Source organism: Prauserella aidingensis, assembly GCF_024171865.1.
Classification (GTDB): domain Bacteria; phylum Actinomycetota; class Actinomycetes; order Mycobacteriales; family Pseudonocardiaceae; genus Prauserella; species Prauserella aidingensis.
On the sequence record NZ_JAMTCN010000023.1, the window covers coordinates 1 to 26,810 of the forward strand.

22 protein-coding genes and 1 pseudogene are annotated in these 26,810 nt (G+C 67.3%); 17 read left to right on the forward strand and 6 right to left on the reverse strand.

Annotation, left to right across the window (positions count from 1 at the left end; genetic code table 11):
* On the forward strand, window positions 1–310 hold a 310-nt coding region (locus tag LY13_RS19595), incomplete at its 5' end, for a transposase (RefSeq protein ID WP_253830064.1).
* Window positions 311–689: 379 nt separating this feature from the next.
* Here the strand turns inward: LY13_RS19595 and LY13_RS19600 are convergent.
* Window positions 690–2,549 (reverse strand): DUF262 domain-containing protein, encoded by a 1,860-nt coding sequence (locus LY13_RS19600; RefSeq protein WP_253830065.1) that lies wholly within the window; start codon window positions 2,547–2,549, stop codon window positions 690–692.
* 190 nt (window positions 2,550–2,739) lie between these two features.
* Between LY13_RS19600 and LY13_RS19605 the strand changes: the two genes are divergently transcribed.
* Window positions 2,740–3,216 carry a GNAT family N-acetyltransferase gene (locus LY13_RS19605; RefSeq protein WP_253830066.1) on the forward strand — a complete coding sequence of 159 codons (477 nt, stop codon included), beginning with the start codon at window positions 2,740–2,742 and terminating at the stop codon, window positions 3,214–3,216.
* Here LY13_RS19605 and LY13_RS26210 read toward each other — a convergent pair.
* The 3 genes and pseudogenes from LY13_RS26210 to LY13_RS19615 form a co-directional block, all read right to left on the reverse strand.
* Window positions 3,213–3,329 (reverse strand): annotated as a pseudogene (locus LY13_RS26210) (hypothetical protein); the annotation flags it as partial. The gene LY13_RS19605 and the pseudogene LY13_RS26210 overlap by 4 nt on opposite strands.
* A gap of 89 nt (window positions 3,330–3,418) precedes the next feature.
* Window positions 3,419–3,907 carry an NUDIX domain-containing protein gene (locus tag LY13_RS19610; RefSeq protein ID WP_253830067.1) on the reverse strand — a complete coding sequence of 163 codons (489 nt, stop codon included), beginning with the start codon at window positions 3,905–3,907 and terminating at the stop codon, window positions 3,419–3,421.
* Window positions 3,908–4,024: 117 nt separating this feature from the next.
* A complete protein-coding gene (locus tag LY13_RS19615; RefSeq protein WP_253830068.1) occupies window positions 4,025–4,402 on the reverse strand; it encodes an Imm1 family immunity protein in 378 nt (125 codons plus the stop codon).
* A 215-nt stretch (window positions 4,403–4,617) separates the two neighbouring features.
* Here LY13_RS19615 and LY13_RS19620 point away from each other — a divergent pair, with 215 nt between their 5' ends.
* Window positions 4,618–5,184, forward strand: coding sequence for an NUDIX domain-containing protein (locus tag LY13_RS19620; RefSeq protein ID WP_253830069.1), 567 nt, complete (start codon window positions 4,618–4,620; stop codon window positions 5,182–5,184).
* Window positions 5,185–5,284: 100 nt separating this feature from the next.
* Complete coding sequence (locus LY13_RS19625; RefSeq protein ID WP_253830070.1) at window positions 5,285–6,658, forward strand: helix-turn-helix domain-containing protein; 1,374 nt, start codon at window positions 5,285–5,287, stop codon at window positions 6,656–6,658.
* Here LY13_RS19625 and LY13_RS19630 read toward each other — a convergent pair.
* On the reverse strand, window positions 6,655–7,344 hold the full coding sequence (locus LY13_RS19630; RefSeq protein WP_253830071.1) for an HAD family hydrolase: 690 nt from the start codon (window positions 7,342–7,344) through the stop codon (window positions 6,655–6,657). The genes LY13_RS19625 and LY13_RS19630 overlap by 4 nt on opposite strands.
* Window positions 7,345–7,429: 85 nt before the next feature.
* Between LY13_RS19630 and LY13_RS19635 the strand changes: the two genes are divergently transcribed.
* The 10 genes from LY13_RS19635 to LY13_RS19680 all read left to right on the forward strand — a co-directional run bounded on the left by LY13_RS19635 (window position 7,430) and on the right by LY13_RS19680 (window position 22,000).
* A complete protein-coding gene (locus tag LY13_RS19635) occupies window positions 7,430–7,807 on the forward strand; it encodes a hypothetical protein (RefSeq protein ID WP_253830072.1) in 378 nt (125 codons plus the stop codon).
* Between the two features lie 281 nt (window positions 7,808–8,088).
* A complete protein-coding gene (locus tag LY13_RS19640; RefSeq protein ID WP_253830073.1) occupies window positions 8,089–8,418 on the forward strand; it encodes a hypothetical protein in 330 nt (109 codons plus the stop codon).
* A 288-nt stretch (window positions 8,419–8,706) separates the two neighbouring features.
* Entirely contained in the window at window positions 8,707–9,048 is a 342-nt protein-coding gene (gene tgmA / locus LY13_RS19645) for a putative ATP-grasp-modified RiPP (RefSeq protein WP_253830074.1), read from the forward strand.
* The gene (tgmB, locus tag LY13_RS19650) at window positions 9,048–10,010 is read left to right on the forward strand and encodes an ATP-grasp ribosomal peptide maturase (RefSeq protein WP_253830075.1); all 963 of its coding nucleotides are present in this window, start codon (window positions 9,048–9,050) and stop codon (window positions 10,008–10,010) included. Before tgmA ends, tgmB begins: the two co-directional genes overlap by 1 nt.
* 25 nt (window positions 10,011–10,035) lie before the next feature.
* Complete coding sequence (locus LY13_RS19655; protein WP_253830076.1) at window positions 10,036–11,145, forward strand: methyltransferase domain-containing protein; 1,110 nt, start codon at window positions 10,036–10,038, stop codon at window positions 11,143–11,145.
* A gap of 475 nt (window positions 11,146–11,620) precedes the next feature.
* Window positions 11,621–13,726, forward strand: a complete 2,106-nt coding sequence (locus LY13_RS19660; protein ID WP_253830077.1) for an N-6 DNA methylase — start codon at window positions 11,621–11,623, stop codon at window positions 13,724–13,726.
* Between the two features lie 88 nt (window positions 13,727–13,814).
* Window positions 13,815–15,797, forward strand: coding sequence for a type I restriction-modification system subunit M (locus LY13_RS19665; RefSeq protein WP_253830078.1), 1,983 nt, complete (start codon window positions 13,815–13,817; stop codon window positions 15,795–15,797).
* Window positions 15,794–17,092, forward strand: coding sequence for a restriction endonuclease subunit S (locus LY13_RS19670; protein ID WP_253830079.1), 1,299 nt, complete (start codon window positions 15,794–15,796; stop codon window positions 17,090–17,092). Before LY13_RS19665 ends, LY13_RS19670 begins: the two co-directional genes overlap by 4 nt.
* A 3-nt stretch (window positions 17,093–17,095) precedes the next feature.
* A complete protein-coding gene (locus tag LY13_RS19675) occupies window positions 17,096–20,296 on the forward strand; it encodes a type I restriction endonuclease subunit R (protein WP_253830080.1) in 3,201 nt (1,066 codons plus the stop codon).
* A 129-nt stretch (window positions 20,297–20,425) separates the two neighbouring features.
* A complete protein-coding gene (locus tag LY13_RS19680; protein WP_253830081.1) occupies window positions 20,426–22,000 on the forward strand; it encodes a protein kinase domain-containing protein in 1,575 nt (524 codons plus the stop codon).
* Between the two features lie 19 nt (window positions 22,001–22,019).
* Here LY13_RS19680 and LY13_RS19685 read toward each other — a convergent pair whose 3' ends face one another.
* A complete protein-coding gene (locus tag LY13_RS19685; protein WP_253830082.1) occupies window positions 22,020–23,921 on the reverse strand; it encodes an N-6 DNA methylase in 1,902 nt (633 codons plus the stop codon).
* Window positions 23,922–24,061: 140 nt separating this feature from the next.
* Here LY13_RS19685 and shbA point away from each other — a divergent pair, with 140 nt between their 5' ends.
* The 3 genes from shbA to LY13_RS19700 all read left to right on the forward strand — a co-directional run bounded on the left by shbA (window position 24,062) and on the right by LY13_RS19700 (window position 26,658).
* On the forward strand, window positions 24,062–24,634 hold the full coding sequence (gene shbA, locus LY13_RS19690) for an RNA polymerase sigma factor ShbA (RefSeq protein ID WP_253830083.1): 573 nt from the start codon (window positions 24,062–24,064) through the stop codon (window positions 24,632–24,634).
* 157 nt (window positions 24,635–24,791) lie between these two features.
* Window positions 24,792–25,733: a hypothetical protein gene (locus LY13_RS19695; RefSeq protein WP_253830084.1), complete on the forward strand. Its 942-nt coding sequence runs from the start codon at window positions 24,792–24,794 to the stop codon at window positions 25,731–25,733.
* A gap of 301 nt (window positions 25,734–26,034) precedes the next feature.
* Window positions 26,035–26,658, forward strand: coding sequence for a DUF4190 domain-containing protein (locus LY13_RS19700; RefSeq protein WP_253830085.1), 624 nt, complete (start codon window positions 26,035–26,037; stop codon window positions 26,656–26,658).
* Window positions 26,659–26,810 lie beyond the last annotated feature (152 nt).

A 26,810-nucleotide genomic window follows, 5' to 3' on the forward strand; every position in this document is an offset into this window, starting at 1 on the left:
CCCGCTCATCCGCGGGCGCCGGGGCCGGCCACGCCGCACACCCGAGGCCGTGGTGGCCGACCGAGGCTACGACCACGACAAGTACCGAGACCTGTTGCGACAGCGCCGGATTCGACCGCTGATCAGCCGCCGAGGCACCCGTGACAACAACCAACCCGTGCGCTGGGTCGTGGAGCAAACCCTCGCACTACTGCACCAGTTCCGCCGCCTGGCCGAACGCTGGGAACGCCGCACCGACATCCACCACGGGTTCCTCGCGCTCGCCTGCAGCCTCATCACCTGGCGACGACTCCCAAACCGAATGCGTTAGGAGCTCTGAGCCGGTACTGCCACCGCCACGCGTTCGAACTGAGTCCGACGCCGGACGAGGTGCGGCACCTGATCGAACGCGCGTGGCGGCTCGTCGAACCGGCCCGTTCGGCGGACGAGCGGCAGGAATAGCGGTGCGGCGAGCAGTGCGTCCCGCGTCGCGCGAACGTTGCCGTGCTGACTCGGTTGGCGGCGTGCCCTCGCGCGCCACCACTCCACCGTGCACCCGGCGGTGAATTCGCGGCCCGCGATGCTGACCGGTTCGGCAAGGGTTGTCGCTCGGGGTCAGCGCGCGTACTCGTCGCGGTTCGCTGCGGGAAAGGCCATGCGCTGGGCCGTCAGCACCCAGCCGAGGGTTTCCCGGTCGCGGATTCACCAGGTCACTCTGCGTCCTCGACGGCGCTGAGCAGGTCTTCCGGGTTCCACACCTTCTTGGCGATCGCCCGGTACAGCTCACCGCGTTCGATGATGTCGTCGGCTTTGAACTCCTCGTATGCTTTGAACGGAAGGCCGTGGCTCTGCGTGAAGTGCAGGAAACCGGGGTTCTTCTCGTAGCAGAGCGGGCTGAGGCTCGCGGCCAACAGGTTCTGTCCGTAGTAGTGCGGGACTTTATCTTCGTACGGGGCATCGTTGTAGCTGGCGTTGAACTGCTTCGGGAGGAGCAAAAGCCCGCCGATCCGATTGCGGTGGCGGCTGAAGTCCGCATCGTGATTGAACTCGTCGCGGTGCCGCTGAGGCCGGTCGGCCCAGATGTGTTCGACCTCGTACTTCACCGACGCGCCGTTGGTGAGTTCGATGTAGTTGGAAGCTTGGCCGGAAGCGACGGTGATGTAATCGGTCATCCGCGCCAGCACCTTGTGCAGCTGGCCGCGATTCTGCTGGTGAACGTACAGGTCGTCGTTGCTGTCAAAGGTTTCCGCCATACGACTCAGGTAGTCGTGGAGGAACTTCGCCAGGTCGCCTGCGGTCAGGCCGCGTGTATCCCGCATGACGGTGAACATGGCGTACTGCATCGTCGAGTAGTCGGTCGCCCTGAAGTTCCAGATGCGTCGGGCGAGGAGGATGTCGACGAACCGTCCGACGAGTTCGAGCTTGAGATCGATCGTGGATCGGTCATCGGTGACCTGCAAGGGCGCCAGGAGAAGCTGGTCCTGGAGCGTGAAGCGATGATCCGCGTTGTAGCGGATGAACCGAAGCGGGCTCACCGGGTCGAAAGGACCTGAACTGGCTTTGAGAACCCGCTCGTACTGGCGAGCGTAGAAGTCCAGGTCGTGCGTGATGAACCGGCTGAAATCCTCCTTGGTTGTGAGCCCGACCTGTTGGTGGTTGTTGCGCAGCCACCGATGGAACTCCGTGCCGATGAGGTCCCAGTCTTCGGGGCGCGCATCCTTCCTTCGTTCCCGGATCGACATCGCGTACTGGCTACGCAGCCAGGTCTTCAGGAAGTCGGAGCCGGCGCTCTCGGTGGTGTCGTCCAGCCTGCGCATGTGTTTGCGCCACAGTTCGTTCGCGTGGGCCCGTGGTGCACCTTCGTCGATGTTGGCGAGTAGGTATCCCTTCAGCATGTCGGCCGGAGTGAGCTTCAACCCGCGGTCGTTCATGGTCTCGAAGATCGCGTACGCGTCGTCGTCGTTGTACGCGGTGATCTGGACCAGCTGCACTCGGTCTTTGAGCCAGTCGATGAAGTAGGGCAGTGCATCGCCCTTGAGCTCTTCGGGGAAGAGCCCGTCGATCTCTCGGTAGCGGCTGATCAGTGTGCGTACCGACTCGACGGCGTCGGACGGTGGGTCGTATTCGCCGTCCTCGTACAAGGCGCGCATGCACTCGTTCCGGTCGGGCACGTCGAGGTTGAATGACTTCTCGCCGTAGCTCTCGGAGAAGATCAGCTCGTCGATCGGGACCGTGGTGTCTCGGTTGAGCTGGAGTCGCCGGAGGTAGGTCAACACCAGTGTCAGACTCGTCAGCCGTTGTTGGCCGTCGACGACGAAGCGCTGGTTGCCCTTTTGGGAGACGATGATCGCCCCGAGGTAGTAGCCCGGGTACTTTGCGACGTCCCGGCGGGCGTGGTCCTTGTCGTAGAGCTGCAGGAACTTCGAAGTCAGGTCCGTGACCAGTTCGGCGAGCTGTTTCGGCTCCCACTTGTAGTCGCGCTGGTAGTAGTCGATGGCGTACTTCTTGTTCGCCAGGACTTCGGAGACGGTTTTCGCAACGCCGGCGATAGTACGGTCGTGGTCGCTCACGCTTGGCCTCCGGCGATTCGGATGCAGGTCACGTTGGTCATCGGGGAGAGTTCGATTCCTTGCTGCCCACCAGTCGTCGTGCGGGCCCGCCCGCACGACGGACGATCTTATCGACCGTCAGCTCAGCTGTGGTTCGTGCGTCTCTTCTGCGGCAGCATGCAAGCCACGAGGGAACGAGTGGAAGGCGAGTATGGAAACCCGACCCCTGAACGTGCACGATATTCCCGCCATCATCGCGCTGATGGACCTCGGCAGCCCCTTCGTCCGTCCTCGCACGGAGTCCGACTACTGGCTCTACGCCAACCTGTTCTCCGGCACGTGCCCAGTCGCTGTCGAGGGCGGCGAACTCGTGGGCGCGATCATCGCCTTCCGGAGCCAGAACGATCCCGGTGATGTCTATATGCAAGACGTCGTCACCCATCCCGGACATCGCCGCCGTGGCGTCATCACCACGCTGCTCAACACGGTCCGGGAGGTCGGGCTACGCCTTGGCTGCACACGGTTGTATCTGACGTCCGAACCTGAAAACACCTCCGCCCACCGAGCCTGGTCGCGGCTCGGCTTCGCCAACATCGCAGGCGATCACATCAGCAACGGCATCTCGGTGATCACCGACTACAAGGGTCCTGGACGACACCGCGCTGTTTACGAACTTCGGCTCGCCTAGCTTCGGCATCGGCGGCATCGCGCCAGGTCACCGCTTCGGGGGAGACGGCCGGTGTGAGCGAACTGCCGGAGCGCTTCGGTGAACCGCTCGAGCGCAACGCCGCTGCCAGTGGGAAACCCGCCTTCCGACTCGACCGCTGGCGACGTGAGGTCGCCGTCGCCACTTCAGCCCCCTCTGCGCTGCGGCGCGCCCACTGGCGAGGTTAGCCGTTGATGCTCTTGCCGTCTTCACACAACGTCAATTCTCCGGTTTGACTTGCGCGTAATGCGGTGTCGATTCGTGCGGCCAGGGGTGGTGTCACTTTGGCGATCGTCTGCTGCATTGTGTACAGCCCAGCTGACGTGATCTCCGGGTCGGTGAGGGTGAGAGCCGCGACGTCTGTGTCGGTGATCAGACCTCCGTCCCACACGAAGGCCAGCCCCTCGGGCATGCGTCCGTCATCGGAGATGCTGTCGATCACCAGAAGTGTGCCGAGCGGCCGGTCCAGGCCGATTTCTTCGCGTACTTCGCGTCGGGCTGTGGTCCACGGCGACTCGCCCGCATCGACGACGCCGCCCGGTATATCCCAGTGCCGCTTGTAACTCGGCTCGACCAGGAGGACCCGGCTGGAGCTGTCATGAAACAGCACGCCAGCGGCCATGCGGCGGCGAGGCAACGAGCGCACGTACTCGTCGAACGGCAGCAGATCCACGTTTCGGAGGCTACCTACCGGTTGCAGGAGTGGTGCTGACCTGTAGTCGCGGGAGGCATAGAACGCGCGGGAGGCAAGGTGAGCGGTGGGACCGAGGCGCTGTAGTAGCCGCCGGAGTCAGGCATCGGCGGCGTCGCGCCACGACACCGCTTCGGGGAGACGGCCGGTGTGGGCGAACTCCCGGAGCACTTCGGTGAACCGCTCAAGCGTAACGCCGCTGCCAGTGGGAAACCCGCCTTCCGACTCGACCGCTGGCGACGTGGGGTCGCCGTCGCTGACGACGTAGCCGTCCGGTCCGGCGTAGAGCAGGTACCCGTAGCCGTGCGCGATGTGGGCGCTGAGAGCGACGTCGGTGCCCTGGATGTTGGCGGTGTCGGTGTCATCACGGGACAACAGCTCGACGAGGCGTGTCACGTCGTCGTCGGTGGCGAGTGGCAGGCTTTCGCCGCCAACGACACCGTCGCGGAACGTCGGTACTGCCGCGACCAGCTTCATGTTGAGGGCTCCTCTCCCGTGTAATCCCGGACTGTGCCGTCCGGCTGAATCTCGCGGCGTCGGTGAACGGCCAACCACATGAGTTCCGTGTTCTTACCCGGTAGGTGCGCGTGTCCTCATCCTCGAACGGTGAAGGGTGGGCTCCACGGAGACACCCCAAATTCACTTATCGAGTTGTGGCGTCGCCGTCTTGAGTGCCGGGTACGGTGCGGACCGTGGGGAACGGGCTGACGCAGTGGACCATTCATGGCGAGCGACTGGTCGATGACACGCGCAAACTCACGTTGTCGATCGCGTCGGTGGAGTTGCCGGATGGTGTGACATTCGAGCAGTACGTACTGAGGTTGCCTGCGGCGGCGATGATGGTCGTGCTCGACGACGCGCGTGATCATGTGTTGATGATGTGGCGGCACCGGTGGATTCTCGACCGCTGGGTGTGGGAGTTGCCGGGCGGCTATGTCGACCCGAACGAAGATCCGGCGGTGACGGCGGCGCGGGAAGTCGAGGAGGAGACCGGCTGGCGGCCTCGGGACGTGCGCAAGCTGTTGTCGACCCAGCCGATGGTGGGTTCGGCGGATGCGGACAACCGGCTGTACGTGTCGCTCGGTGCGGAGTACGTCGGCGACCCAACGGACATCAACGAGGCGGAGAAGATCGCGTGGCTCCCGCTGTCGTCGGTGCGGGAGAAGATGGAGAACGGCGAGATCGTGGGCGCGTCGTCGCAGGTCGGTCTCATGCACGTGCTGGCGTTCCCGCCGGAGGTGCTGCGGCTCGGGATGTAGTGGCCACTGAGTGGCCAGTCGCTGCGATGTCTGGCCGGTCGGTCAGTGCTGCGTATACCGTCACCGGTGGTGTACCGGGTTTTGCGTGGGGTGAGCAGACATGGCCGATGGCGGTAGTCGTCGACATCCGCCGAACAAGCGGCTGACATGGGAGCGGCTGCAGCGTGGGTGGAGCCGCGACGAACTGGTCAACCAGATCGCTGAGAGCATGCGCGCCCACGGCGACGGCGAATCTGGGCTGACCGCGCACACGGTGCGCCGCTGGGAGTCGGGCGAGCGGTGGCCAGAGCCTCGCTTTCGCAAGCACCTCGTTCTGATCTTCGACCTCCCCGCCAGCGAGCTCGGACTGTTGACCTCGGAGGAGCGCGAGTTCCAACCGCAGGAGGTCACAGTTCCGGGCGGGGTGCTGGATGCGATGGTGAGTGCGGAGCTGAGGAGGTTGCTGATGAGCGAGGGCACCGGGTTCGGCCGCCAGCAGTTTCTCCGCGCAGCCGTGGCCGTGGGCCTGTCGCCCCTGCTTGCCTCGGTGGGCGTCGGCGAGGCGGACGCGGCACGGCACAGCCGCGGACATGCGCGCGATCCCCGGGCGGTCGAGTCGTATGCCAACGCCACCGCAGCGCAGCGTGCGCTGTACTGGACCACGCTGGCGGAGACCATGTGGGATGCCGCGCTCGGACACCTCCGACTCGGGTTGACGCTGCTGGGCCAGACGACCACCAGTCGCGAGGGTGACGACCCGCTCGCGGCAGCGGTCGCCGAAACGGCGTTGCTTGCGGCGCGGATCGCGTTCTTCGACCTCGGGAACCCGACGGTGGCGACGCGGTGCTTCGAGCAGGCCGAATCGACCGTCGACTACGCGGGCGATCACGCGCTGGCGGCGGCGATCGCGGCGCACCGTGCGTTCGTGCCGGGGTTCGCGGGCGACGGCGTCGCCGCGCAGCGCCACTTGGACGTCGCGCAGGCGCACGCACGGTTCGGCGGCGGTCCGAACCTGCGGGCGTGGCTGCACTGCGTCACGGCCGAGGTGCATGCCCGCACCGGTCAGGGTGAGTCGTCGCGGGAGCGGATTCGCCAGGCTGAGCACGCCCTGGGCACCAACGGCACGGATCCGGACTGGCTGGACTTCTTCAGCCCGGCGCGCCTGGCGTCGTTCGCTGGCAACGCGGAGCTGCTCGCCGGGCGACACGAGGTGGCGGCACGGTGGCTGGACCGGTCGCTTGCCCAATTGGATCCGCAGGCGGACAAGCAGCGTGCGGTCGTCCTGCTCGATCTGGCGGCAGCACACGCGCCGACGGACGCCGTGCATGCCGCGTCGTTCGCACATCGAGCGTGCGACATGTTGAGCGACCGCCCGTACGGCGCGGCCGTCGAGCGGATTCCCGCTGTGCAGCAGGCGTTGGCGGGCACGCCGGCTGGCGTCGAGCTCGTCGAACGGACGCGTGCGTTGCGGCTGCCTGCTGTGGCGGTCGACTAGGTAGTCGTCGTCTGCGTGTTGTGCGTCGCGACGAGGTCGGCCAGCGGGGCGAGGCTGTCCAGCTGGAAGAGGCAGGACGCTTCGACGTCGGAGCCGAGAATGGTCGTGGCCGTGTCGCCGCGCAGGATGTGTCCCCACGGTCCGCGGCGGATGACGGCGGTGTTGATGCGCAGTTCGATGGCGGGGCGGATGTCGTTGTCGAGGCGGTCGCCGACGTAGAGGATGTGCTCGGCCGGAACGCTGGCTTCGGCGATGACACGTTCGAAGAACGCGGTCGACGGTTTCGTGGCGCCCCAGCTGTCGGACGTGCCGAGAACATCGATCGGCAGGTCGAGTGAGCGGAGGATCGACTCGGCGCGGGCTGTTTGGTTGCCGGCGACGCCGACGGTCAGACCCTGGTCGCGGAGTGCGGCGAGGCAGGGGCGTGTGTCGGGGTGGAGGTCGTCGTCGGTGAAGGTTTCGGGCTGCCCGGCCTCGGCGCGGCGACGTCGTTCGGTTTCGAGGTCGAATCCGGGCCGGAACACCTGGAACGCTTCGCGGTAGTCGAGTCCGCGGGCGATCACCGCGCCGAACACGGCCGAGAACGTGTGCCGCGGAACGCCGAGCCAGTCGGCCCAGGTGCCGTACTCGGTGGTCTCGTCCACGAGCACTTCTCCGACGTCGAAGAACACCGCGCGAATCGTCATGCCCCCACCCTAGAAGTCGACCGTGTGGCGGTGTGGCGCCCCGCGGCCACGGCGTGGCCACTGCCTCCCGGCGGCACGAGTTGGTGTGCTGGTCGTGTTGTTGTTCATGACCAGGAGAAACGCGGTCGATATGACACATGCGATGACTCCGACCGACGCCGCGCCGCGCGACGCTGCGAGGTCGAAGATCTACACCACGTGGTTCCGGTGCGCGGTTGACGGCCGCGATCACGCGGTGGAGGACGAAGCGTTCGCGGCAGGGCGTGCCAGCGGTGGGCGGTGCGTGGCGGTGTGTGGGCACGTGGTCGAGATGTCGGCGGCGATCGTGCCGAACGGACCCGTGTGCCGCGGGTGTGCCGCGGTGTTGGCGCCCGTTGTTCCGGTGCCGCACTGCGGGCGCGGTGTCCGGCCAGGTCTTGTGCGCCGGTTGGTGGGCCGTCGTGGTATGGAGGTCGGCGCGTGAGCGACGGGATGTTGTTGGCCCGGCCTCTGCCGGGAATTGTTGGGCTGCGCCAACAGGTGAGTCATGTGTTCCGCCTGCCGGACACGGTGGTGCCGCCGAATCGGGTCACGGCGTTGTGCGGCGTGTCGTTCGCGCCGGCGCAGTTGCAGCGGTCTCCAACCCGACGGGAATGGCGTGCGAGCTGTGCCTGGCGCGAACGCCGAGGCCAGCCGTGGACGGCAGGGTCTGTGTCGAAACCCCGATCGGTGCAGGCCCTGCCGTCTATCCAGGAAGGCGTGGGGATGACCGAGGTGAGGGCCTGGACCGGCGGGCGCTGGAGTGGGTGGACACGGGCGAAGGAGGCCGGGTTCCGCCTGCACGAGCAGCTGGACACGGTGCGGGTGTTCGCACGGGAGCTGCCGGGGCACAGGGACATGTTGACGGTGGACTGGCCGCGGCGGACGGAGACGGTCCGGTGGGTGGCACGGCTGGCGCGGGCGCACCGGTGGTCGCGGGACCAGGTGCAGGGCTGGACCGAGGGTGAGGCGTTGCCGCGGGCGGTGAGAACCCAGATTGGCCCGGTAACGGCGGTAATCCAGGCGGTGCTGGAGTGGCCGGTCGATGCCCGATGAGGCGTGGCCAGGTGTGTTCAGCCACGACACGCTCCACTGGGTCGAGCGGGTCGGCGTGGCGGCATTGCGGGGCTTGGGCCAGGCCCGGTGTGGCGCGGTGTGCGTGCCACCGGCGTGCGCCGTCGTACGCGAACGTGCGCGATGTATGCAGTGCTTTCCGTGGCCGACGGGTGGGGCCGAGATGGCTGCGCTGCACCGACCGCATCTAGCGCGTACGACATGAGTTCGTGGAGAGTTCCGCGCAGTGCGCGGTGGTGGTGAAGTTCCGTTGGAGAGGAGTGTTCGTATATGACCGCAGTGTTGCCTGTGGACGGTTTCGCCGACGATCCGGTGGCGTCCCATTCGGCGCAGTTCCCGTTGGCCCGTGCGTACTGTGCGCCGGGCGAGGACCAGCCGTCGGAGGCCGGGGTGCGGCCGTGGAATCTGCGCTCGGTGCAGCCGGTGGCCGGGCCGGTGTCGGCGGGCGGACAGTCGGACTACGACCCGATTCGCCAGGTGGCGGTGACTCGCGAGGGGGTACCGGTTCTGGCCGAACCGACGGCGAACTCGGTTTCCAGCAACGATGGCGATGAAGGGCCGAGTGAGGACTGGACGTACGACTTCACGCCGGACAACCCGTACTCGACCTGATGTCGGTCCTGATCCTTACCGGGGAGCACGACCCGAGTGCCGACGCGATGGTGCGGGCACTATCCGAGCGTGAGGTCGAGGTGCACCGGATCGACACGGCGTGGTTCCCCCGCCAGCTCGGCGTGAACGCTGGGCTGGCGGGGGCGTCGTGGTCCGGGACGTTGCGCACGCCGCACCGCACGGTGGACCTGTCCGAGGTGGGCGCGGTCTGGTACCGGCAGCCAGGGGCGTACGAGTTTCCCGATGACCTGTCGCCGGTGGAGCGTCATCACGCCAACATGGAGGCCAAATACGGGCTCGGCGGGGTGTTGTCCACGCTGCCTGCGATGTGGGTGAACCACCCGGCGAGGTTGGCCGACGCGGCCTACAAGCCGGTGCAGCTGGCCGCGGCACGCCGGGCCGGGCTGGACGTACCGGAAACGCTGATCACCAACGATGCCGACGAGGTTCGCGAGTTCGTCGCGCAGGGCCGGACGGTGACGAAGATGATCGGTGCGGGCATGATCGTCGAGGAGGGTGCGCGCAAGGTTGCCCGGACGCGCGAGGTCGACGACGCCGACGTGGCCGACCTGCGTGGGGTCGAGACCACCACGCACCTGTTCCAGCGGTGGGTGGAGAAGGCCTACGAGGTGCGGCTGATCGTCATCGGCTGCAGCCTGACGGCCTACGCCATCCACGCTGGAAGTCCGGAGTCGTACATCGACTTCCGCGCCGACTACGACAGCCTCAGCTACGAACTGGTCGACGTCCCTCAGGCGGTGTCTACTGGCGTGGACCGGTTGATGGGCGAGCTGGACCTGGTCTACGGGGCGCTGGATTTCGTGGTCGGTCCCGATGGTCGGTGGACGTTTCTGGAGGTCAACCCGACCGGCCAGTACGGATGGCTAGAACATCACGTCGACGGAGTGAGCCTGACCGGCAAGCTCGCCAACCTACTCGCTGCTGGAGCCACCTTTGAGTGACTGGACAACACGCGCCGCACGGCTCGTGGACGAGTTGACCGAGGCGGGCAAGCTCCGCTCGCCGCAGTGGCAGGAGGCGTTCCGCGGCGTGCCGCGCCACGTGTTCGTGCCGGAGTACTACCAGCAGGACGGCGGCACATGGACCGCGGTGAGCACCGACAGTCCCGAGGGGCTGGACGCGGTGTATGCCAACCGCGCCCTGTTCACTGACGTCGATGAGCACGGGCGTGGCGTGTCGTCGTCATCCATGCCGGGCTTGATGGCCCGAATGCTGGAGATACTGGACATCCACCCCGGCGATCGAGTGCTGGAGATCGGGACCGGAACCGGGTACAACGCAGCCATCCTGTGCTCTGTACTCGGCGATGACAACGTCTACAGCATCGACATCGACTACGTCGATGCCGCACGGCGTCGCCTGGCTACCGTGGGGTTTTCCCCGACGCTGGATACGCGCGACGGGGTACTCGGCCTTCCCGTTGGCGCGCCCTATGACCGCATTGAGGCGACAGTGGCGGTGTCGAGCGTCCCGTACGCGTGGGTGCAGCAGGTGCGTGAGGGCGGGCTGATCCTGGTCGACCTCAAGATCGGCACGGCGGCGGGGAATCTCGTGCTGCTGCAGCACGACGGGTACGCCGCCGAGGGCCGATTCGACGGCGGCTATGCGGCCTTCATGTCGATGCGTCATCCGAGCCGCGTCGAGCCACCGACGACACCGGTGAACACGAACTCGCTCTCCGCGGTTACCGGAGTTACCCGGGTGCCGCCGAAGGCATGGGAGAAGTCCGTGCCGTGGTTCCTCGCGTCTCTGAGCTTGCCGGAGGGCACGACCTATGGGTTTACCCTGGACGAGCGGTACACGCCGACGGCGACGCTGTTCACATCGCCGGACGGCTCTCGCGCCACCGTGTTGCTGGATGGGGAGGAGTCGCTGGATGGGGAGGGCGGGGCTTGGCAGTGCGAGCAGTCCGGTCCGCATCGCCTGTGGGACGAGGTGGAGCGGGCATACGCGTTGTGGTGGGATTTCGGACAGCCGTCGTGGGAACGGTTCGGACTGACCGTGACACCCGAGACGCAGACGGTGTGGCTCGACGACCCGGTGCAACCGGCCTGGTCATGCCCGCTACCGGACTAGCTGTGGGATCGTAACCGACACAGCGACGCACGCGTGCAGTCTCCGAGTGAGCTTCCCCTTCCATGTAGCCGACGTCCCCAACGTCGACAAGTTCCTGGTCGGTGTTCGAGGACATGCTTGCGGGGGTGGGCGAGTTCATCCGCACGGGACGACGGCCGACCGGTATCCCGTGGGTCGACGCCGACTGAACCCGGTCGGCACACCGCGAGCGCCACCTGTTGTCACGGCTGCGCAGCAGCATCGGTAACGCTCGAGTATCGCCTCGGTGCGTCCCGTAACGACCACCTGCCTTCCTGACGACGGTCCCGACGACAAGGGAGACAGGTGCCGACGTGCGGCACCTGAGGTAACAACCACACATCGGCAAGTGGCTGAAAACTCTGTCAAAACAAGATCGGCGTGTGAACTTGTGTTACGACCGTTCACGGTCTATGGTGTGTTTATCCCGCCCGGCCGTTGACGACAGGACGCCGCGATGACCGATTCGATCACGCAGATCACCGCAGCCGAGATCTCTCGGCTGGCCGGGGTTACGCGTGCGACGGTGAGCAACTGGCGGCGGCGTCACCCGGACTTCCCGGTGGCCGTCGGGGGTACGGACACGAGTCCGACGTACGACCTCGACACGGTTCGCGCGTGGCTCGCCGAGCGTGGGCAGCTGCCGGAGTCGACCCCCGAGGCAGAACTGCGACTCGCGCTGCAAGGCGCGAACGACAGTCGGCTGCTGGCGCGGCAGTTGCTGCCACTGGTGTCGCCGCTGGCGCAGCTTCCCCCGGACAGGCTCGTGAAACTGGCGGACCTGCCGGACGAAGAGTTCGCCGCGGAATTGGCCACGGTAGTAGGCGAGCACCACGCACCCGACTTGGCGGCGCATGCATTGGTGCGGTGCTGCGCGGCACGCGGCCACGAGGCACGCGGCCCAGGAGAAGGTGCCGCCGAGACGGCGTTGCAGATCCTCGCGGAACCCCTGACGGACACGACTTCCACAGGGACGTATTCGACCCCGCAGGGCCTGGCCGACCTCATGGTCGCCCTGCCCGGTCGCCTCGCCCGGACGTTGGACCCGGCCTGCGGTGGTGGCGGCCTCCTCTCCTCCGCGGCGCGAGCCGGTGCCGCGGAGGTACTCGGTCAGGAGATCGTGAACGATCAGGCGGCGTTGGCGCGGGTGCGCGCCGAGCTTGCCGCGCCGGACGCTCGGGTGTGTCACGGCAACAGCCTCGTTGCGGACGCCTTTCCCGACGAGCGGGCCGATGCGGTGGTGTGCAACCCGCCGTTCGGCCTGCGCGACTGGGGCCACGACGACCTCGCCTACGACCCGCGCTGGGTGTACGGCTTCCCACAGCGTTCGGAGTCCGAACTGGCCTGGGTGCAGCACTGCCTCGCGCACCTGAGCGAGCACGGTACGGCCGTGGTCCTCATGCCACCCGGCGCGGCGGAACGCTCCGGCGGCCGCCGCATCCGCGCCGAACTCGTCCGCACGGGTGCGTTGCGGGCGGTCATCGCGCTGCCGCAGGGTGCCGCGCCGCCGCTGCACGTCAGCCTGCAGCTGTGGGTGCTGACACCGCCGCCGGACAGCGAGCCGAAGCCGGTGCTGTTCGTTGACGCCTCGGATCAGCCGGGACGTTCGGAGCAGCCAGGGCGCTCGGACCAGCCGGGGCGTGTCCGGGAGATCGACTGGGACGCCGTGTCGGAGCGAGTACTGCCGGTGTGGCGGGCGTTCCGCGAAGACCCCGAAAACGTCGACTCGGAGCCGGGACGGAGCGGCACGCGCTCGGTCGTCGACCTGCTCGACGACACGGTCGACCTCACCCCGCAGCGGCACGTGTGGGCCGAGCACGTCGTCGAACCGGAGCGGCACGACGCGGTGGCTCACGAGTTGCGTGAGCGGTTGCGGCGCGCCGGCGACGCTCTCACCGGGCTCGGCGATGGCCGGTTGTGGCAGCCGGCCGGGCCGGAACCGGCCGAGTGGCGGACGGCCACCGTCGCCGACCTACTGCGTGGCGGCGCGCTCACGCTGTACCGCGTCACACCGGCGCGGAAAGCGGCAACGCCCGGGGTCGACGAACCCGCTGTGCTGACCCGCCACGACGTCCGCACCGGGGAACCGCCGTCGGGTTCGCTGACAGACAAGCCGGTCGACAAGCTGGTGCCGGTCGAGCCGGGAGACGTGGTGCTGCCGGAGACGTTGCACCACACCGGCCCGGTCACGGCGCGCGTCGCCGGTGAGCACGACGCGGGGAGTGTGCTCGGGCCGCACCTGTTCCTGCTGCGCCCGGATCCGGACCGGCTCGACTCCGAGTTCCTGGCGGGATTCCTGGCCGCCGAGCACAACGTCCACGGCGCCACCACGGGGACGTCGGTGCGGCGACTCGATGTGAAACGGTTGCGCGTGCCGCTGATGCCCCTGGAACGGCAACGCGACTACGGGCACACGTTCCGCCGGGTGCGTGCGCTGAACTCGGCGGCGGACCTCGCAGCGACGATCGCGCGCGAGTTGGCCGGCCAGTGGGCGCGCGGCCTGACCAGCGGGGCCCTGCTGCCCCCGGACGACGAACCACTGGCACCGGCGGTCGGGCCCTGACGCCTGCCGCTGCCGGTCCGGCACGGAAGCGAGCCCAGCGTTCACCACCACAGAAGTCCATCATCAAGGAAGACCGAGGGGAACGTCGTTGAACACCAACAAGCACACCGAGCTGGCGAATCACGCCTGGTCCGTCGCGGATCTGCTGCGCGGTGACTACAAGCAGTCCGACTACGGGAAGGTGATCCTGCCGTTCACGGTGTTGCGCCGGCTCGAGTGTGTGCTGGAGCCGACGCGGGAGAAGGTCGCGGAGACGGTCGACAAGTACCGCGACCGGGACATCGACGTTGACCGGTTCCTCCGAAAGGCGTCGGGGCATCGCTTCTACAACACGACGCAGCTCAGGCTGAAGTCGATCACGGCGGACTCCTCGCACGTCGCGCGCAACCTCACCGAGTACATCGGCGGCTTCTCCCCGAACGCCTACGAGGTGCTGGAGCGTTACGAGTTCGCCGAGCAGATCAAGAAGCTCGACAACGCCAACCTCCTCTACCAGGTGACGAGCACGTTCGCCGATCTGGATCTGCGGCCCGAGGTGGTCGACAACCACCAGATGGGCTACATCTTCGAGGAGCTGATCCGGAGGTTCGCCGAGCAGTCGAACGAGACGGCGGGTGAGCACTTCACGCCGCGCGAGGTAATTGAGCTCATGGTCAACCTGCTCATCGCGCCCGATGACGATGCCCTGAGCAAGCCGGGCGTTGTCCGCAAAGTGCTGGACCCGGCGTGCGGCACGGGCGGCATGTTGAGCTCGGCCTACGAACACATCACGCGGATGAACCCGGACGCGACGGTCGACGTGTACGGGCAGGAGCTCAACCCCGAGTCGTGGGCGATCTGCCGGTCCGACCTGATGATCAAGGACCAGGACCCGGACAACATCAAGTTCGGCAACTCGTTCAGCGACGACGGCCACCGCGGCGCCACGTTCGACTACCTGCTGGCGAATCCGCCGTTCGGGGTGGAGTGGAAGAAGGTCAAGGAGGACGTCGAGGACGACCTGGAGCGGCTCGGCGAGAACAGCCGGTTCTGGCCTGCGCTGCCGCGGATCAACGACGGGTCGCTGCTGTTCCTGCAGCACATGCTGTCGAAGATGAAGCCCGCCGAGCAGGGTGGCGGCCGCGTGGCGATCGTCTTCAACGGCTCACCGCTGTTCACCGGGGCCGCCGGATCCGGTGAGTCACAGATCCGCCAGCACATCCTGGAGAACGACTGGCTCGAAGGCATCGTGGCGCTGCCGGACCAGCTGTTCTACAACACGGGCATCTCGACGTACTTCTGGATTCTCAGCAACCGCAAGAGCCCGGAATACCGGGGCAAGGTGGTGTTGCTGGACGCGCGGGACCAGTGGCAGAAGATGCGCAAGTCGCTCGGGGACAAGCGCAAGTACGTCGACAAGGACCAGATCGCCGACATCAGCCGGCTCTATGCCGAAGCGTTCGACGCGGCGAAGGATGAGAGTCACCCGCAGCACTCCAAGGTGAAGGTCTTCAACAACGAGGACTTCGGCTATCGCCGCATCACCGTGGAGCGGCCGTTGAAGCTGAAGTTCGAGATCAGCGAGAACACCCTGGCCGCGTTGGGCGAGGCGAAGCCGGTGCAGAAGCTCGACGCGCCGGAGGAGTTCGTCGCCGCGCTGCGACCGTTGCTGGGCACGACGTGGTGGGCGAAGGACGAAGCCGTCACGGCGATGCGGGAGGCCGTCACGGGTGCGGGCCTGAGCTGGCCGACCGGCGCGCCGTTCGCCAAGGCCCTGCGCGACGCTGTCGGGGTGCGCGATCCCGAGGGCGAGGTTCAGACCGTCAAGGACAAGCCCGAGCCCGACGCCGAGCTGCGCGACTTCGAGAACGTGCCCCTCGACGAGGACGTCGAGGAGTACCTGAAGCGCGAGGTCCTGCCGCACGTCTCCGACGCGTGGATCGACCACACCAAGACGAAGATCGGCTACGAGATCCCCTTCACCCGCCACTTCTACGTCTACGAACCTCCGAGGCCACTGTCGGAGATCGACGCCGAGCTGAAGGCCCTCGAAGCTGAGATCCAGAACCTGCTGGGCGAGGTGACGGAATGAGTCGCGTGACGAACGTTCGCGCGGCTGCGGAAGTCAGCCTTGGGCGTCAACGCGCTCCCCAGCACGACGCCGGCCCGCACATGGTTCCGTATCTGCGCGCAGCGAATGTCAAAGACGGTGCGCTCGACCTCAGCGACGTCAAGAACATGAATTTCTCTCCGGGGGAACAGCAGGTCTTTTCACTCAAACCTGGCGATGTGCTGGTCTCCGAAGGAAGCGGTAGCCTCGGTTCAGTTGGGGCTTCGGCGGTCTGGCGCGGGGAACTCGACGGCGTTGTATGTTACCAAAATACGCTTTTGCGCATGCGGCCGCGTTCGGGTGTTACGGATGGACGATTCCTTGAATGGTGGGCTAGATCGGCCTTTGGTAGTGGATTGTTTGCCTCTATTGCCACAGGGGCAAACATATTTCATATTAGCGCTGATCGAGTGCGAGCGCTCCCGATGGAGCTTCCTCCACTGGAGGAGCAGCGCCGTATCGCCGATTTCCTCGACGCTGAGACCGTCCGCATCGACAAATTTATCTCTGCTTTGAGCAAGGAGCTGGACCTATTCGCGGAGCGGAGGCGTGCAGGAGTTGTGCATCTGGTCGCTGGCGGTGACGAGATGCCCTGTCGGCCGTCGACGTTGGCCTGGCTGAGAAGCGTGCCCGAGACCTGGTCGGAAGTTCGGCTTGGCCTCGTTGCGCAGATGGGAAGTGGGCACACCCCGAGTCGTAATCGCCCCGAGTGGTGGGTGGATTGCACGATTCCCTGGGTTACGACCGGTGAAGTCAGTCAGCTCCGCGACGATCGGCTCGAGGAGCTTATTGATACCCGAGAGAAAATCAGTGATATTGGCCTGAAGAACTCCGCTGCTGAACTTCATCCGAAGGGCACCGTCTTCCTGTGCCGTACAGCGGCGTCCGCAGGATATTCCGGTGTTATGGGACTCGATATGGCCACCAGTCAAGACATCGTGACCTGGACGTGCGGCCCGCGCTTGGACCCGTATTTTCTTCTGTGGTGCCTCCGTGCGATGCGACCGGACCTCCTTGGGCGCCTCGCGATGGGGTCGACGCACAAGACGATCTATGTGCCAGACCTACAGATGCTGAGAATTCCGTTGCCGTCGGTTGACGAGCAGCGCAAGATTGTTAAGTCGATTAGGAACCAGAACCGTCGCCTTGACGCACTATCCGACAAGGTGAAGCGCCAACGCGAGTTGCTCTCCGAACGCCGGCAAGCGCTGATCACCGCTGCTGTTACTGGGGAGTTCGATGTGTCCGCTGCGAGCGGTCGAGGGGTCGAGGAGTAGCCGATGCCGATTCATCATGAGGCCGTGTTCGGCACGGCGATCGTCGACTCCATGTTGGAGCACGGCTGGGAGCTGGGCAGCGCCGCCGACTACGACCCTGCGCTCGGCCTGGACGTCGGCCAGATGCTCGCGTTCATCGGGGACACCCAGCAGGCCGAATGGGACGAGCTGCTCACCTACTACGGCGGCGACGCCAACGAGGCACAACGCGGATTCGCGCAGCGCGTCGCCAAGGCCATCGACACCGACGGCGTGCTCGACGTGCTCCGCAAAGGTGTCAAAGACCGCGGCGTGCGCATCCGCCTCGCCTACTTCAAGCCGTCCCTGGTCGCCTCCAACTCCGCGCTCGACGACTACCGCAAGAACCGGCTCACCGTCGTCCGCGAACTCGCCTACGCCGCCAAACAGGCCGACCGGGACAACCGGCTCGACCTGGCACTGTTCGTCAACGGCATCCCCGTCGCCACCGCCGAACTGAAAAACCCCCTCACCGGCCAAGGCGTCGAACACGCCAAACACCAGTACCGGCACGAACGCGACCCCAGCGAACTCATCTTCGCCAAACGCTCCGTCGCCAACTTCGCCGTCGACCCCGACCTCGTATTCGTCGCCACCGAACTCCGCGGCGAACGCACCCGCTTCCTGCCCTTCAACACCGGCTCCAACGGACCCGGCAACCCCGGCGGCGCCGGCAACCCGCCCCCGGCGGCACCGACCAAATACCGCACGTCCTACCTGTGGGAACAGGTGTGGCAACGCGACAACTGGCTCGACATCCTCGAACGGTTCGTCCACGAACACCGCGACAAAGGCGTCAACGGGCGGCTCAAAAAGTCGCTGATCTTCCCGCGCTACCACCAGTGGGACGCCGTCAAAAAGATCACTGCTCACGCCGCTCGCCACGGCACCGGCAACGACTACCTCGTCATGGCCTCCGCCGGCTCCGGCAAATCCAACACCATCGCGTGGCTCGCCTACCGGCTCTCGTCCCTGCACACGCCCACCGATCCGGCCGAACTCGACCCCGAAGCACGGGAGCAGGGCCTCACACCGGGCACGCCGGTGTTCGACAAGGTCCTCATCATCACCGACCGCCGCAACCTCGACGCGCAGCTGCGCGCCACCGTCGGCAGCTTCGAACAGACCGCAGGCACCGTCGTCGCGATCGACGAGAAGCAGGGCTCGAAATCCGAACAGCTCGCGAAACGGCTCTCCAGCGAACAGGGCAAGATCATCACCGTCACGCTGCAGACGTTCCCGGCGCTGCTGGACTACCTGCGGCAGAACCCGACCGAGATCAAAGGCTCCAAGTTCGCCATCATCGTGGACGAAGCCCACTCGTCCCAGTCCGGTGACGCGGCAGGTGACGTGCGCAAGGCGCTTCGCGGCCTCGCTCTCGACGCCGACGACGACTCCGGGGACGCGGGCGCCACCGAAGCCACCGGCGACAGTGACGACGTCGAGTCCAGTCTGAAACAGCGGGTTGCCGAACGCGCGAAGAACCCCAACCTGTCGTACTTCGCCTTCACCGCCACCCCGAAGGCCAAGACCCTCGAGTATTTCGGCGTCCTCGACGAACGCGACGGCAAGCCCGCTTTCGTGCCGTTCCACACCTACTCGATGCGCCAAGCCGTCGAAGAGGGCTTCATCCTCGACCCGCTGCGCAACTACGTCACCTACGACACCTACTGGAAGCTGATCAGCAACAACCCCGACGACCGCGAGGTCGACCCGGCCAAGGCCAACCAGGAACTCGCCCGCGCCGCGGTGATGCACCCATCGACCGTCACCCAGCACGCGCAGGTGGTCGTCGACCACTTCCAGGCCCACACGTTCGGACGGCTCGGCGGGCGCGCCAAGGCGATGGTCGTCACCTCCTCCCGGCAGAGCGCGGTGCAGATGTCGCGGGCCATCAAGAAATACATCGCAGGCCTGCGCGAGCAGGGAACACTCCGCGGCGACATCGGGGTGCTCGTCGCCTTCTCCGGCTCGCTGACCTACGAGGGCGAAGAGATCACCGAATCGCAGGAGAACGGTGGCGTGCCCGAAGGTGCGCTCCCGAAGGCGTTCGCCTACACCCGCGCCGACGACGTCACCACCCGGGGCGGCGGGGCGGGACAGCCCGAGTACCGCATCCTGGTCGTGGCGGAGAAGTACCAGACCGGATTCGACCAGCCGCTGCTCACGACGATGTACGTGAACAAGAAGCTCGGCGGGATTTCGGCGGTGCAGACGCTGTCGCGCCTCAACCGCACCGCCGACCGCAAGACACAGGCCGACCTGGCGGTGCTCGACTTCCTCAACGACGCCGATGCCATCCAGGAGGCGTTTCGGCCGTACTTCGAGGACGCCTCGACGCTGCCGTCGGACCCCAACCTGCTGTTCAACGCGCAGAGCAAGGTGCTGTCGGCGCAGATCCTCGTCGACGCGGAGATGACCGAGTTCGCCCGCGCGTTCCTGGCGGCCGAACAGATTGCGGCCGGCAACGAGGCCAAGTGGGCCAAGCTGCACGCCGAGCTGTACCGGCACATCGAACCGGCCGTCGCCCGCTACGACGCCCTGCTGGCCGACGAGCACCTATCCGAGGTCGCCGAGCAGTTCCGCTCCGACCTCAGCGACTTCATCCGCAAATACGGGTTCCTGTCGCAGATCGTGCCGTACAAGGACGCCGAACTGGAACGGCTGTACCTGTTCGGCCGGCACATGCTCAACCGGCTGCCCGTCGGCAAGGACGGCGGCGTCGACATCGGCGAGGTCGACCTCAGCCACCTGCGGGTGGAAAAGACCGGGGAACACGACCTCGGTCTCACCCCGGAGGGCACCGCGGAACTGCCCGGCTTCGGCGACGGCACTGGTGCTGGTCAGGAGCAGGACAAGTCGCTGCTGTCGGAACTCATCGAACGGTTCAACGACCGGCACGGCACCGAGTTCACCGAGGAGGACGTGGCGCGGCCGTTCAACGAGACCGTCGGGGACGAGAAGGTCCGACTGGCCGCGGTCAACAACACCGAGGAGAACTTCGGCGCGGTTTTCGACGACGTCTTCGAGGACAAGATGGCCGACCACATCGACACCATCGCGGGTCTCGGAAATCAGTATTTCCACAGCCACGACCGGACGTTCAAGGAGTCGCTGAACCGCAGTGCCCGGGGCGCGGCGTGGCGGCTGATCCGCAAGCAGGAGGGCGTCGGCGACGTGGCGTGACGTCAGGTTCTCCGGGCGTACCGGAATCGCTGGACTCGTGACTGCACGGGCGGGATCATGATCCGGCGAGATCGGCTGGCCCGGTGAATCGGCAGGGCACGTCGGCGGTGACGGTGAAGGGGAGGCTACGTGGGGGACACGGTCGCCGGTCGCTACGAGTTGCGCGACGAGATCGGTTCCGGCGGCATGGGCACGGTGTGGCGGGCGTTCGACGTCGTCCTCGACCGTGAGGTGGCGGTCAAACGCATCAACCCGCGGGCCATCGGCAGCGGGGACGCGGTCGAGGAGCTCGCGCAGCGCTTCCAGCGCGAAGCGCGCGTCACCGCCCGCATCCTGCACCACGGCGTCCCGCAGGTCTACGACGCCGGACTCGACACCGGGGTCGCCGAGCTGTACCTGGTGATGGAACTCGTACACGGCGTGCCGCTGCGCGCGTTCATCGACCGGCGGGAACCACTGCCCGCCGCGTGGGCCGCTGCGTTCGGCGCGCAGATCGCCACGGTGCTGTCCCACGCGCACGCCGTGCCCGTCGTGCACCGGGACCTCAAGCCCGACAACGTGCTGGTCACCGACGACGGCGGGGTCAAGGTGCTGGACTTCGGCATCGCCGCCGTCCTGCAGCCCGACACGGCACGACTGACCGCCACCGGCACGCCGATGGGCACGAGCCTGTACATGTCACCGGAACAGATCCGGGGCAGGCAGATCACGCCGCACAGCGACCTCTACGCGCTCGGCTGCGTGCTGTACGAACTGCTGTCGGGATATCCCGTGTTCGGTGGGGACACCGACATCGACCGGTGGAACCGGCACCTCGACGAGACCCCGGTGCCGCTCGCGGACCTCGGTGTCGACGTGCCCGACGACCTCGACCGGCTGGTGCTGGACCTCCTCGCGAAAGCTCCGACCGGCCGCCCTGCCGACGCCGCGGAGGTCTACGAGCGGTTGCTGCCGCTGCTGCCCACGCTCGGCGCGGCACCGGACGCCGCCGGGGCCGTGTCGGACGGGATGCCGGATCCCACGTTGGTGTTCCGGCGCCCCAACGCCCCGGGAAGCAGGTCCGAGTCGGGGCCCGTGCTGGAACCCGCCACCGCGGAGGAGTCCGCCGCGTCGGCGTCCCGCGTGCCACGCACCGCGATGCGCGAGTCCATGGACGACGCTGTCGAGCGCGCGGACGCGCTGCTGGGGGAGTACCGGTTCATGCAGGCCGCCGAGGTGCTCGACGCGGTGATCCAGCCCGCCGGCAACGTCCTCGGCGCCGAGAACCCGCACGTGCTCCAGCTGCGGCTGCGGCGAGCGGCGATCCTCGTCATCGCCGGTGAGTACCGGCTCGCGCGCCCCGAATTCGACGCGCTCGCGGATGCGTTCGCCCGCACCGAAGGCCCGAACAGCGACGATGCGGTCGAGTCGCTGCGGCAGGCCGCGTACTGCCGCGCCGAACTCGGCGATGTCGACGAGGCGCTCGCCCAGTTCCACGACGTGCTGACCAGGCTCCGGAGTGAACGCGGCGACGGCACCGAGACGGCGTTCGAGGTGCGCCGCAACATCGGCGAGCTCCAAGCGGCCCGCAACGACCTCGACGACGCCGAACAGACGCTGCGTGCGTTGCACGACGACCTCGTCCTCATCAACGGCGCAGACGACGAGGACACGCTCTACGTCGCCGAACTCCTGGGACGCCTCCGGTCGGCCCAGTCGGGGTGAACCGGCCAAGGCGGCGTGCCTATCCGTCCGGTTCGATGGTGCCGTCGGCGAGGGCGGTGGTGAGGTGGGTCGCGATGTGGCGGCCTGTGTCGCCTGCCTGGCGTAGGCGGGTTTCGAACCGGGCCAGCCTGCGGAACGCCTCGCCCAGTTCGCGTTGGCGTTCCAGGGGCAGGACCGGCACCTCGGCGCGGCGGATGTCGAGCCGGTGCACGCCCGACGCCGTCGTGCTCAGCGCCCGCGCCCGGCTGCTCGCACGCAGCTGGCCCGCGAGGAAGTGCACGTTGAGCTTGTCGCCGTCCACCCGCAGCAGCGACAGGTTCGGCCCCAGCACCAGATCCTCGGCCTCGACCACCTGCGTCGACGGCGTGCCGTTGCCCGCCGCCACCAGCGGCACCACCAGATCGCCCGGCTGCAACGGCGTCAGCTCGTTCGGGTCGTTGCCCGCGTAGCGCAGCGTCGGCTCCTGGCACGTCGCCACGTCCCGCCCCGTCAACACCCGCGGACCGTCGCCGTCCTCCGCCGTGGCGACCGGCGCGTGCCGCTGCCGCAACGTCAGCGCACCGGCGCGGGCCAGGTCGTTGATCGTCGAATACGTTCCCGTGTGGCCGGTCGCCTCCCGCACCGCGGGTAGCAACTCGTCCAACTCCGCCAGAGTCCGGGCCAGCTCGTCGCGCTCCCGTTGCAGCGCGCCCAGATCGACCTCCGCAAGCGGCTGCGGCAGGTGCCGAGCCGGAGTCACGTCGACGTCCTCGTCCAACAGCTCGATCGGCTCCACCGTCCGGTGCCGCCCCGCGACCTCCTCGACCGTGCCGTGTCCGCAGAACTCGTCCCACGCCGCGCCGACATCCCGCGCGATCGCGTCCCAGTCGACGTGCCCGCGCCGCGACGGCCGATGCCGAGCCGTGTCGACCAACAGCACCGGCCCCGCGCCCTGCTCGGCAGGATTCCGCAACACCCACAGGTGCACGGCGATGCCCGTCGACATCAACACACCCGCCGGCAGCGCCACGACCGCGCGCAGCGCGCCCCGCCGCAGCAACGCCTGCCGGATCGTCCGCCCCGACCGGCGCCCCGCCGCCCCCGCAGGCAACGCCACTACCACCGAACCGCCCGGCTCGGCGTGCGCGAGACAGTGCTGCACCCACGCCAACTCCGGCTCGCCCTTCACCGGCAGGCCGTACTCCCACCGCGGATCCAGGCCCAACTCCTCGTGGCCCCAATCGCGGTACCCGAACGGCGGGTCGCACACGACCGCATCGAACCGCCTGCCCGTGAACGCGTCGTGGCGCAGCGCATCCCCAGCCGCGACCTCGACCTTTCCGTGTTCACGGAGCCGGGCGCGGGCGATCCGCGCGGTCGTCACCTCGATCTCCTGGCCGACCAGCGTCTCCGCACCGGCCTCCGCGGCCGCGCGCAGGACGTTGCCGGACCCGCACGCCGGGTCGAACACCGAGTTCGCCTCGCCGGTCAGGTCCATCATCAACTCGGCGAGTGGCGGGGGAGTGACGAGGTGTTGCCGCTGCTGCCGGTCGAAGATGCGTGTACACAGTTCCTCGATCACCTCGCCGGGCGGCGTGTCGCCGAGCTCGTCCAGCGCCGCGCGGACCCGCTCCGGCAGGTCGACGCCGGCGTGGCCGGTCAGGTGGTCGGCGATGTCGGCGGTCAGCTCGACGAGAGCGGCGTCCCCGCGGCCGACGTCGAGGGCCCGCCACACGACGTCAACAGGCGACGGGCCGATCGGTTTCCCCTGCGTACGGAGCCAACGCTGCACCTCGTCCAGCCGGAACGTCGGCGCGCCGCGCGCCCCCACGACAGGTTCGGGGAAGTCCGCGTGCCGCTTACGCCAGTTGCTCACGGCTGCCCGTCCCACGTTCGCCAGTCGCGCGATCTCCGCGGCCGTCACCCACGTTTCGTCTGACATGCCACCTCCAAGGGTTCGTGGTTGTGAGCATATCAGAACGCGGGATGCGTGTTGACTGTGAACATCGCTGTATGCTCCACTGTGAACGTCAACAGGTCATGCCGCTGTGAGCGGCCGAGGTTCGCAGTTGGGGAGTCGACATGGAATCCGGGGAAGATCTCGACGAGCTCGCCCGCGCCGCCCGCGACGGTGACCGGACCGCCGTGTCGGCGCTGCTGCGGGCGATCCAGCCGCGGGTGGCCCGGTACTGCCAGGCGCGCGTGGGTGGCCGGTTCAGCACGTACGCCTCCGCCGACGACATCACGCAGGAGGTGCTGATCGCCGTGATGCAGGCGCTGCCGTCCTACCGGTCGGACCGCTCCGCGTTCACGTCGTTCCTGTTCGGCATCGCCTCGCACAAGGTCGCCGACTTCTACCGTAAGCGGCAGCGGGAACCCATGACGCCGATGGACGACCTGCCGACCACTGTGGACACCGGCCCCGGCCCGGAGGCCGTGGCGCTCCAGGACGACGAACGTCGGCGGCTCGGCAAACTGCTGGAAGGGCTGACCGACGCGCAGCGCAACATCCTCGTGCTGCGGCTCGTCGCCGGACTCTCCGCCGAGGAAACGGCACGCGCCATCGGTTCGACATCCGCCGCGGTGCGGGTCACGCAGCACCGCGCACTCGAAAAGCTCCGCCGCATCCTCGCCGCCCAGTGCTGCCCGGCATAGCCCTTCACGCGCATTCCCGGCGGGACATCCGGGTCCTCAGCTTTCCACTCCGCCGGACAGTTTTCCCACGCGCGCAGTCATCGCACCACTCGCAGTTCTGGCACTACCGCAGTTCTCACTTGATCGCAGTTTTCACTCAACAGAAATGGGGACAACCATGTCTGACAACAACCCGTACTCGCAGCAGCCGCCCTTTCCGCAGGCAGGCTCCGGTGCACAGTCTTCCGGCGCGCCGTCTCCCGGAGCACAGTCCCCCGGAGTACAGCCTCCCGGCACGCAGCCTCCCGGAGCGCCGCCGAGGTCTGCGAAGTTCGTCGGGCTGGCGTGGTCGAGTCTGATCCTGGGGATCGTCGGCCTCGTCGGATCACCGGTGATCATCTTCAACAACATCACCGCCATCGCCGCAGGCGTCGGCCTCATCCTCGGGATCATCGCCCTGTTCGGCAGCAAGAAGATCGTCGCCGGAATCGGTGTCGTGCTGTGCGTCGCCGCGGTGGCCGTCACGGTGGTGGTGCAGCAGAATGCGGTCGAGGAGCTGGACCGCATCACCGACGAGTTCGACGCCTCCCTCGACGGCACGTCGAGCACCGTGGAGCCGGCACCGTCGCTGCCCGACCCGGAGCCGGTTGACGAGGTGACCCAGCCCGAGACGAACGAGCGCAACTACATCCCCATGCAGCTCGAGGACGAGGCCTGGGTCGGCCCGCCCGGGGACGCCCGGGGCTCCACCGGGACGTCGTTCGCCATCGACAGCGTCGAGGCCGACCCGGGATGCCACGCCTACGGCACCCCGCCCGAATCCGGCCACACACTGCTGCTGCACGTGCGGGTCGCGACCGGCAGCGACCAGCTGGCGGCCATGGACGCGGCGGGCGTGGTCAACCCGCTGAGCTTCGTCGAGATCGGCGCCGACGGCGTGTCGCACCCGGCGGACATCGGGACGTGCACCGACTTCGAGGACCAGCTCTCGTCGAACTTCGGCGTGAACCAGAAGTACAGCGGCACCATCGAGATCGTCGTCCCCGAGGCGAGCGGGACGCTCGCCCTCGACCCGGGAGCGATGGCCGAAGGACCGTCGGGTTGGGAGTGGACGTACTGATGGACTACGGATCCCGACCCGGCCATTCCCCGATCCTGCTGCTCGTGCTCGCCCTCGTCGGCGTCGTCTGGGCGATCGTGTGACGCGTGCAGTCCGGCGAACGAGACCGCGCGCCACGCGAACGTCGCGAGGGCGACCACCATGCAAGTCCACTGTGGATCGCCAGCACCCGGTCCGTTATTCACCCACATCACCGAAGCGACTCCCGAACGTAACGAGTCGGACTCGCCGGGTAACTCCAACGGCCCCGGTGACGAAACACGGCCGACGTAAGAAAACCGTGAAAGGAAGTACCCCCGAGATGTCCGCTCCGCAGCCGTACCCGAACCCGTCGGTCCCCGGCGCGCAGCCGCCCGCCCAGCCGCGCAACGGGCTCGGTACCGCCGGATTCGTGCTGGGCCTCATCGGCCTGGTGTTCTCGCCGATCCCGTTCGTCGGAGTGGTGGCCTGGCCGCTGGTGATCCTCGGCTTCATCTTCTCGCTGCTCGGCTTCCTGCGGGCGCGCCGTGGTGAGGCGACCAACAAGGGCCTGTCCGTCGCCGGCATCGTCTGTTCGGCCGTGGGGCTCGTGATCTGCATCCTGTGGGCGGCCGCGTTCGGCGAGGCCGTCAACGACGTCAACGAGGAGGCCAACCGCGAGGTCACCGTGCAGTACGAGGTCACCGGTGACGCGCCGAGCGTCTCCATCAGCTACACGACCTTCGGCGACGGCAACACGTCGATGAACCAGGCCGACGTCACCGACCTGCCCTGGTCGAAGGAACTGACCACGAAGGGTCTGTTCAAGGGCGGCAGTCTCACCGTGTCGACCGGATCGCAGGGCGGCAGCGTCACCTGCACCGTGACCGTTGACGGCGAGGACACCAAGTCCAGCACCGCCTCCGGCGAGTTCTCCACCGCCAGCTGCGACGGCTTCAGCAGCTGAGCGGCGTGAGCATACGACAGTGGACGAGCGGCGTGATCGCAGGCAGCTGCGACATGATCCGAGCGCACGCTCGTCCACTGTCACCCACTCATCGCTCCACGTCGCCCACGTCGCCGCATCACTCATCCGTTCATCGGCGCGACTTCGACTCC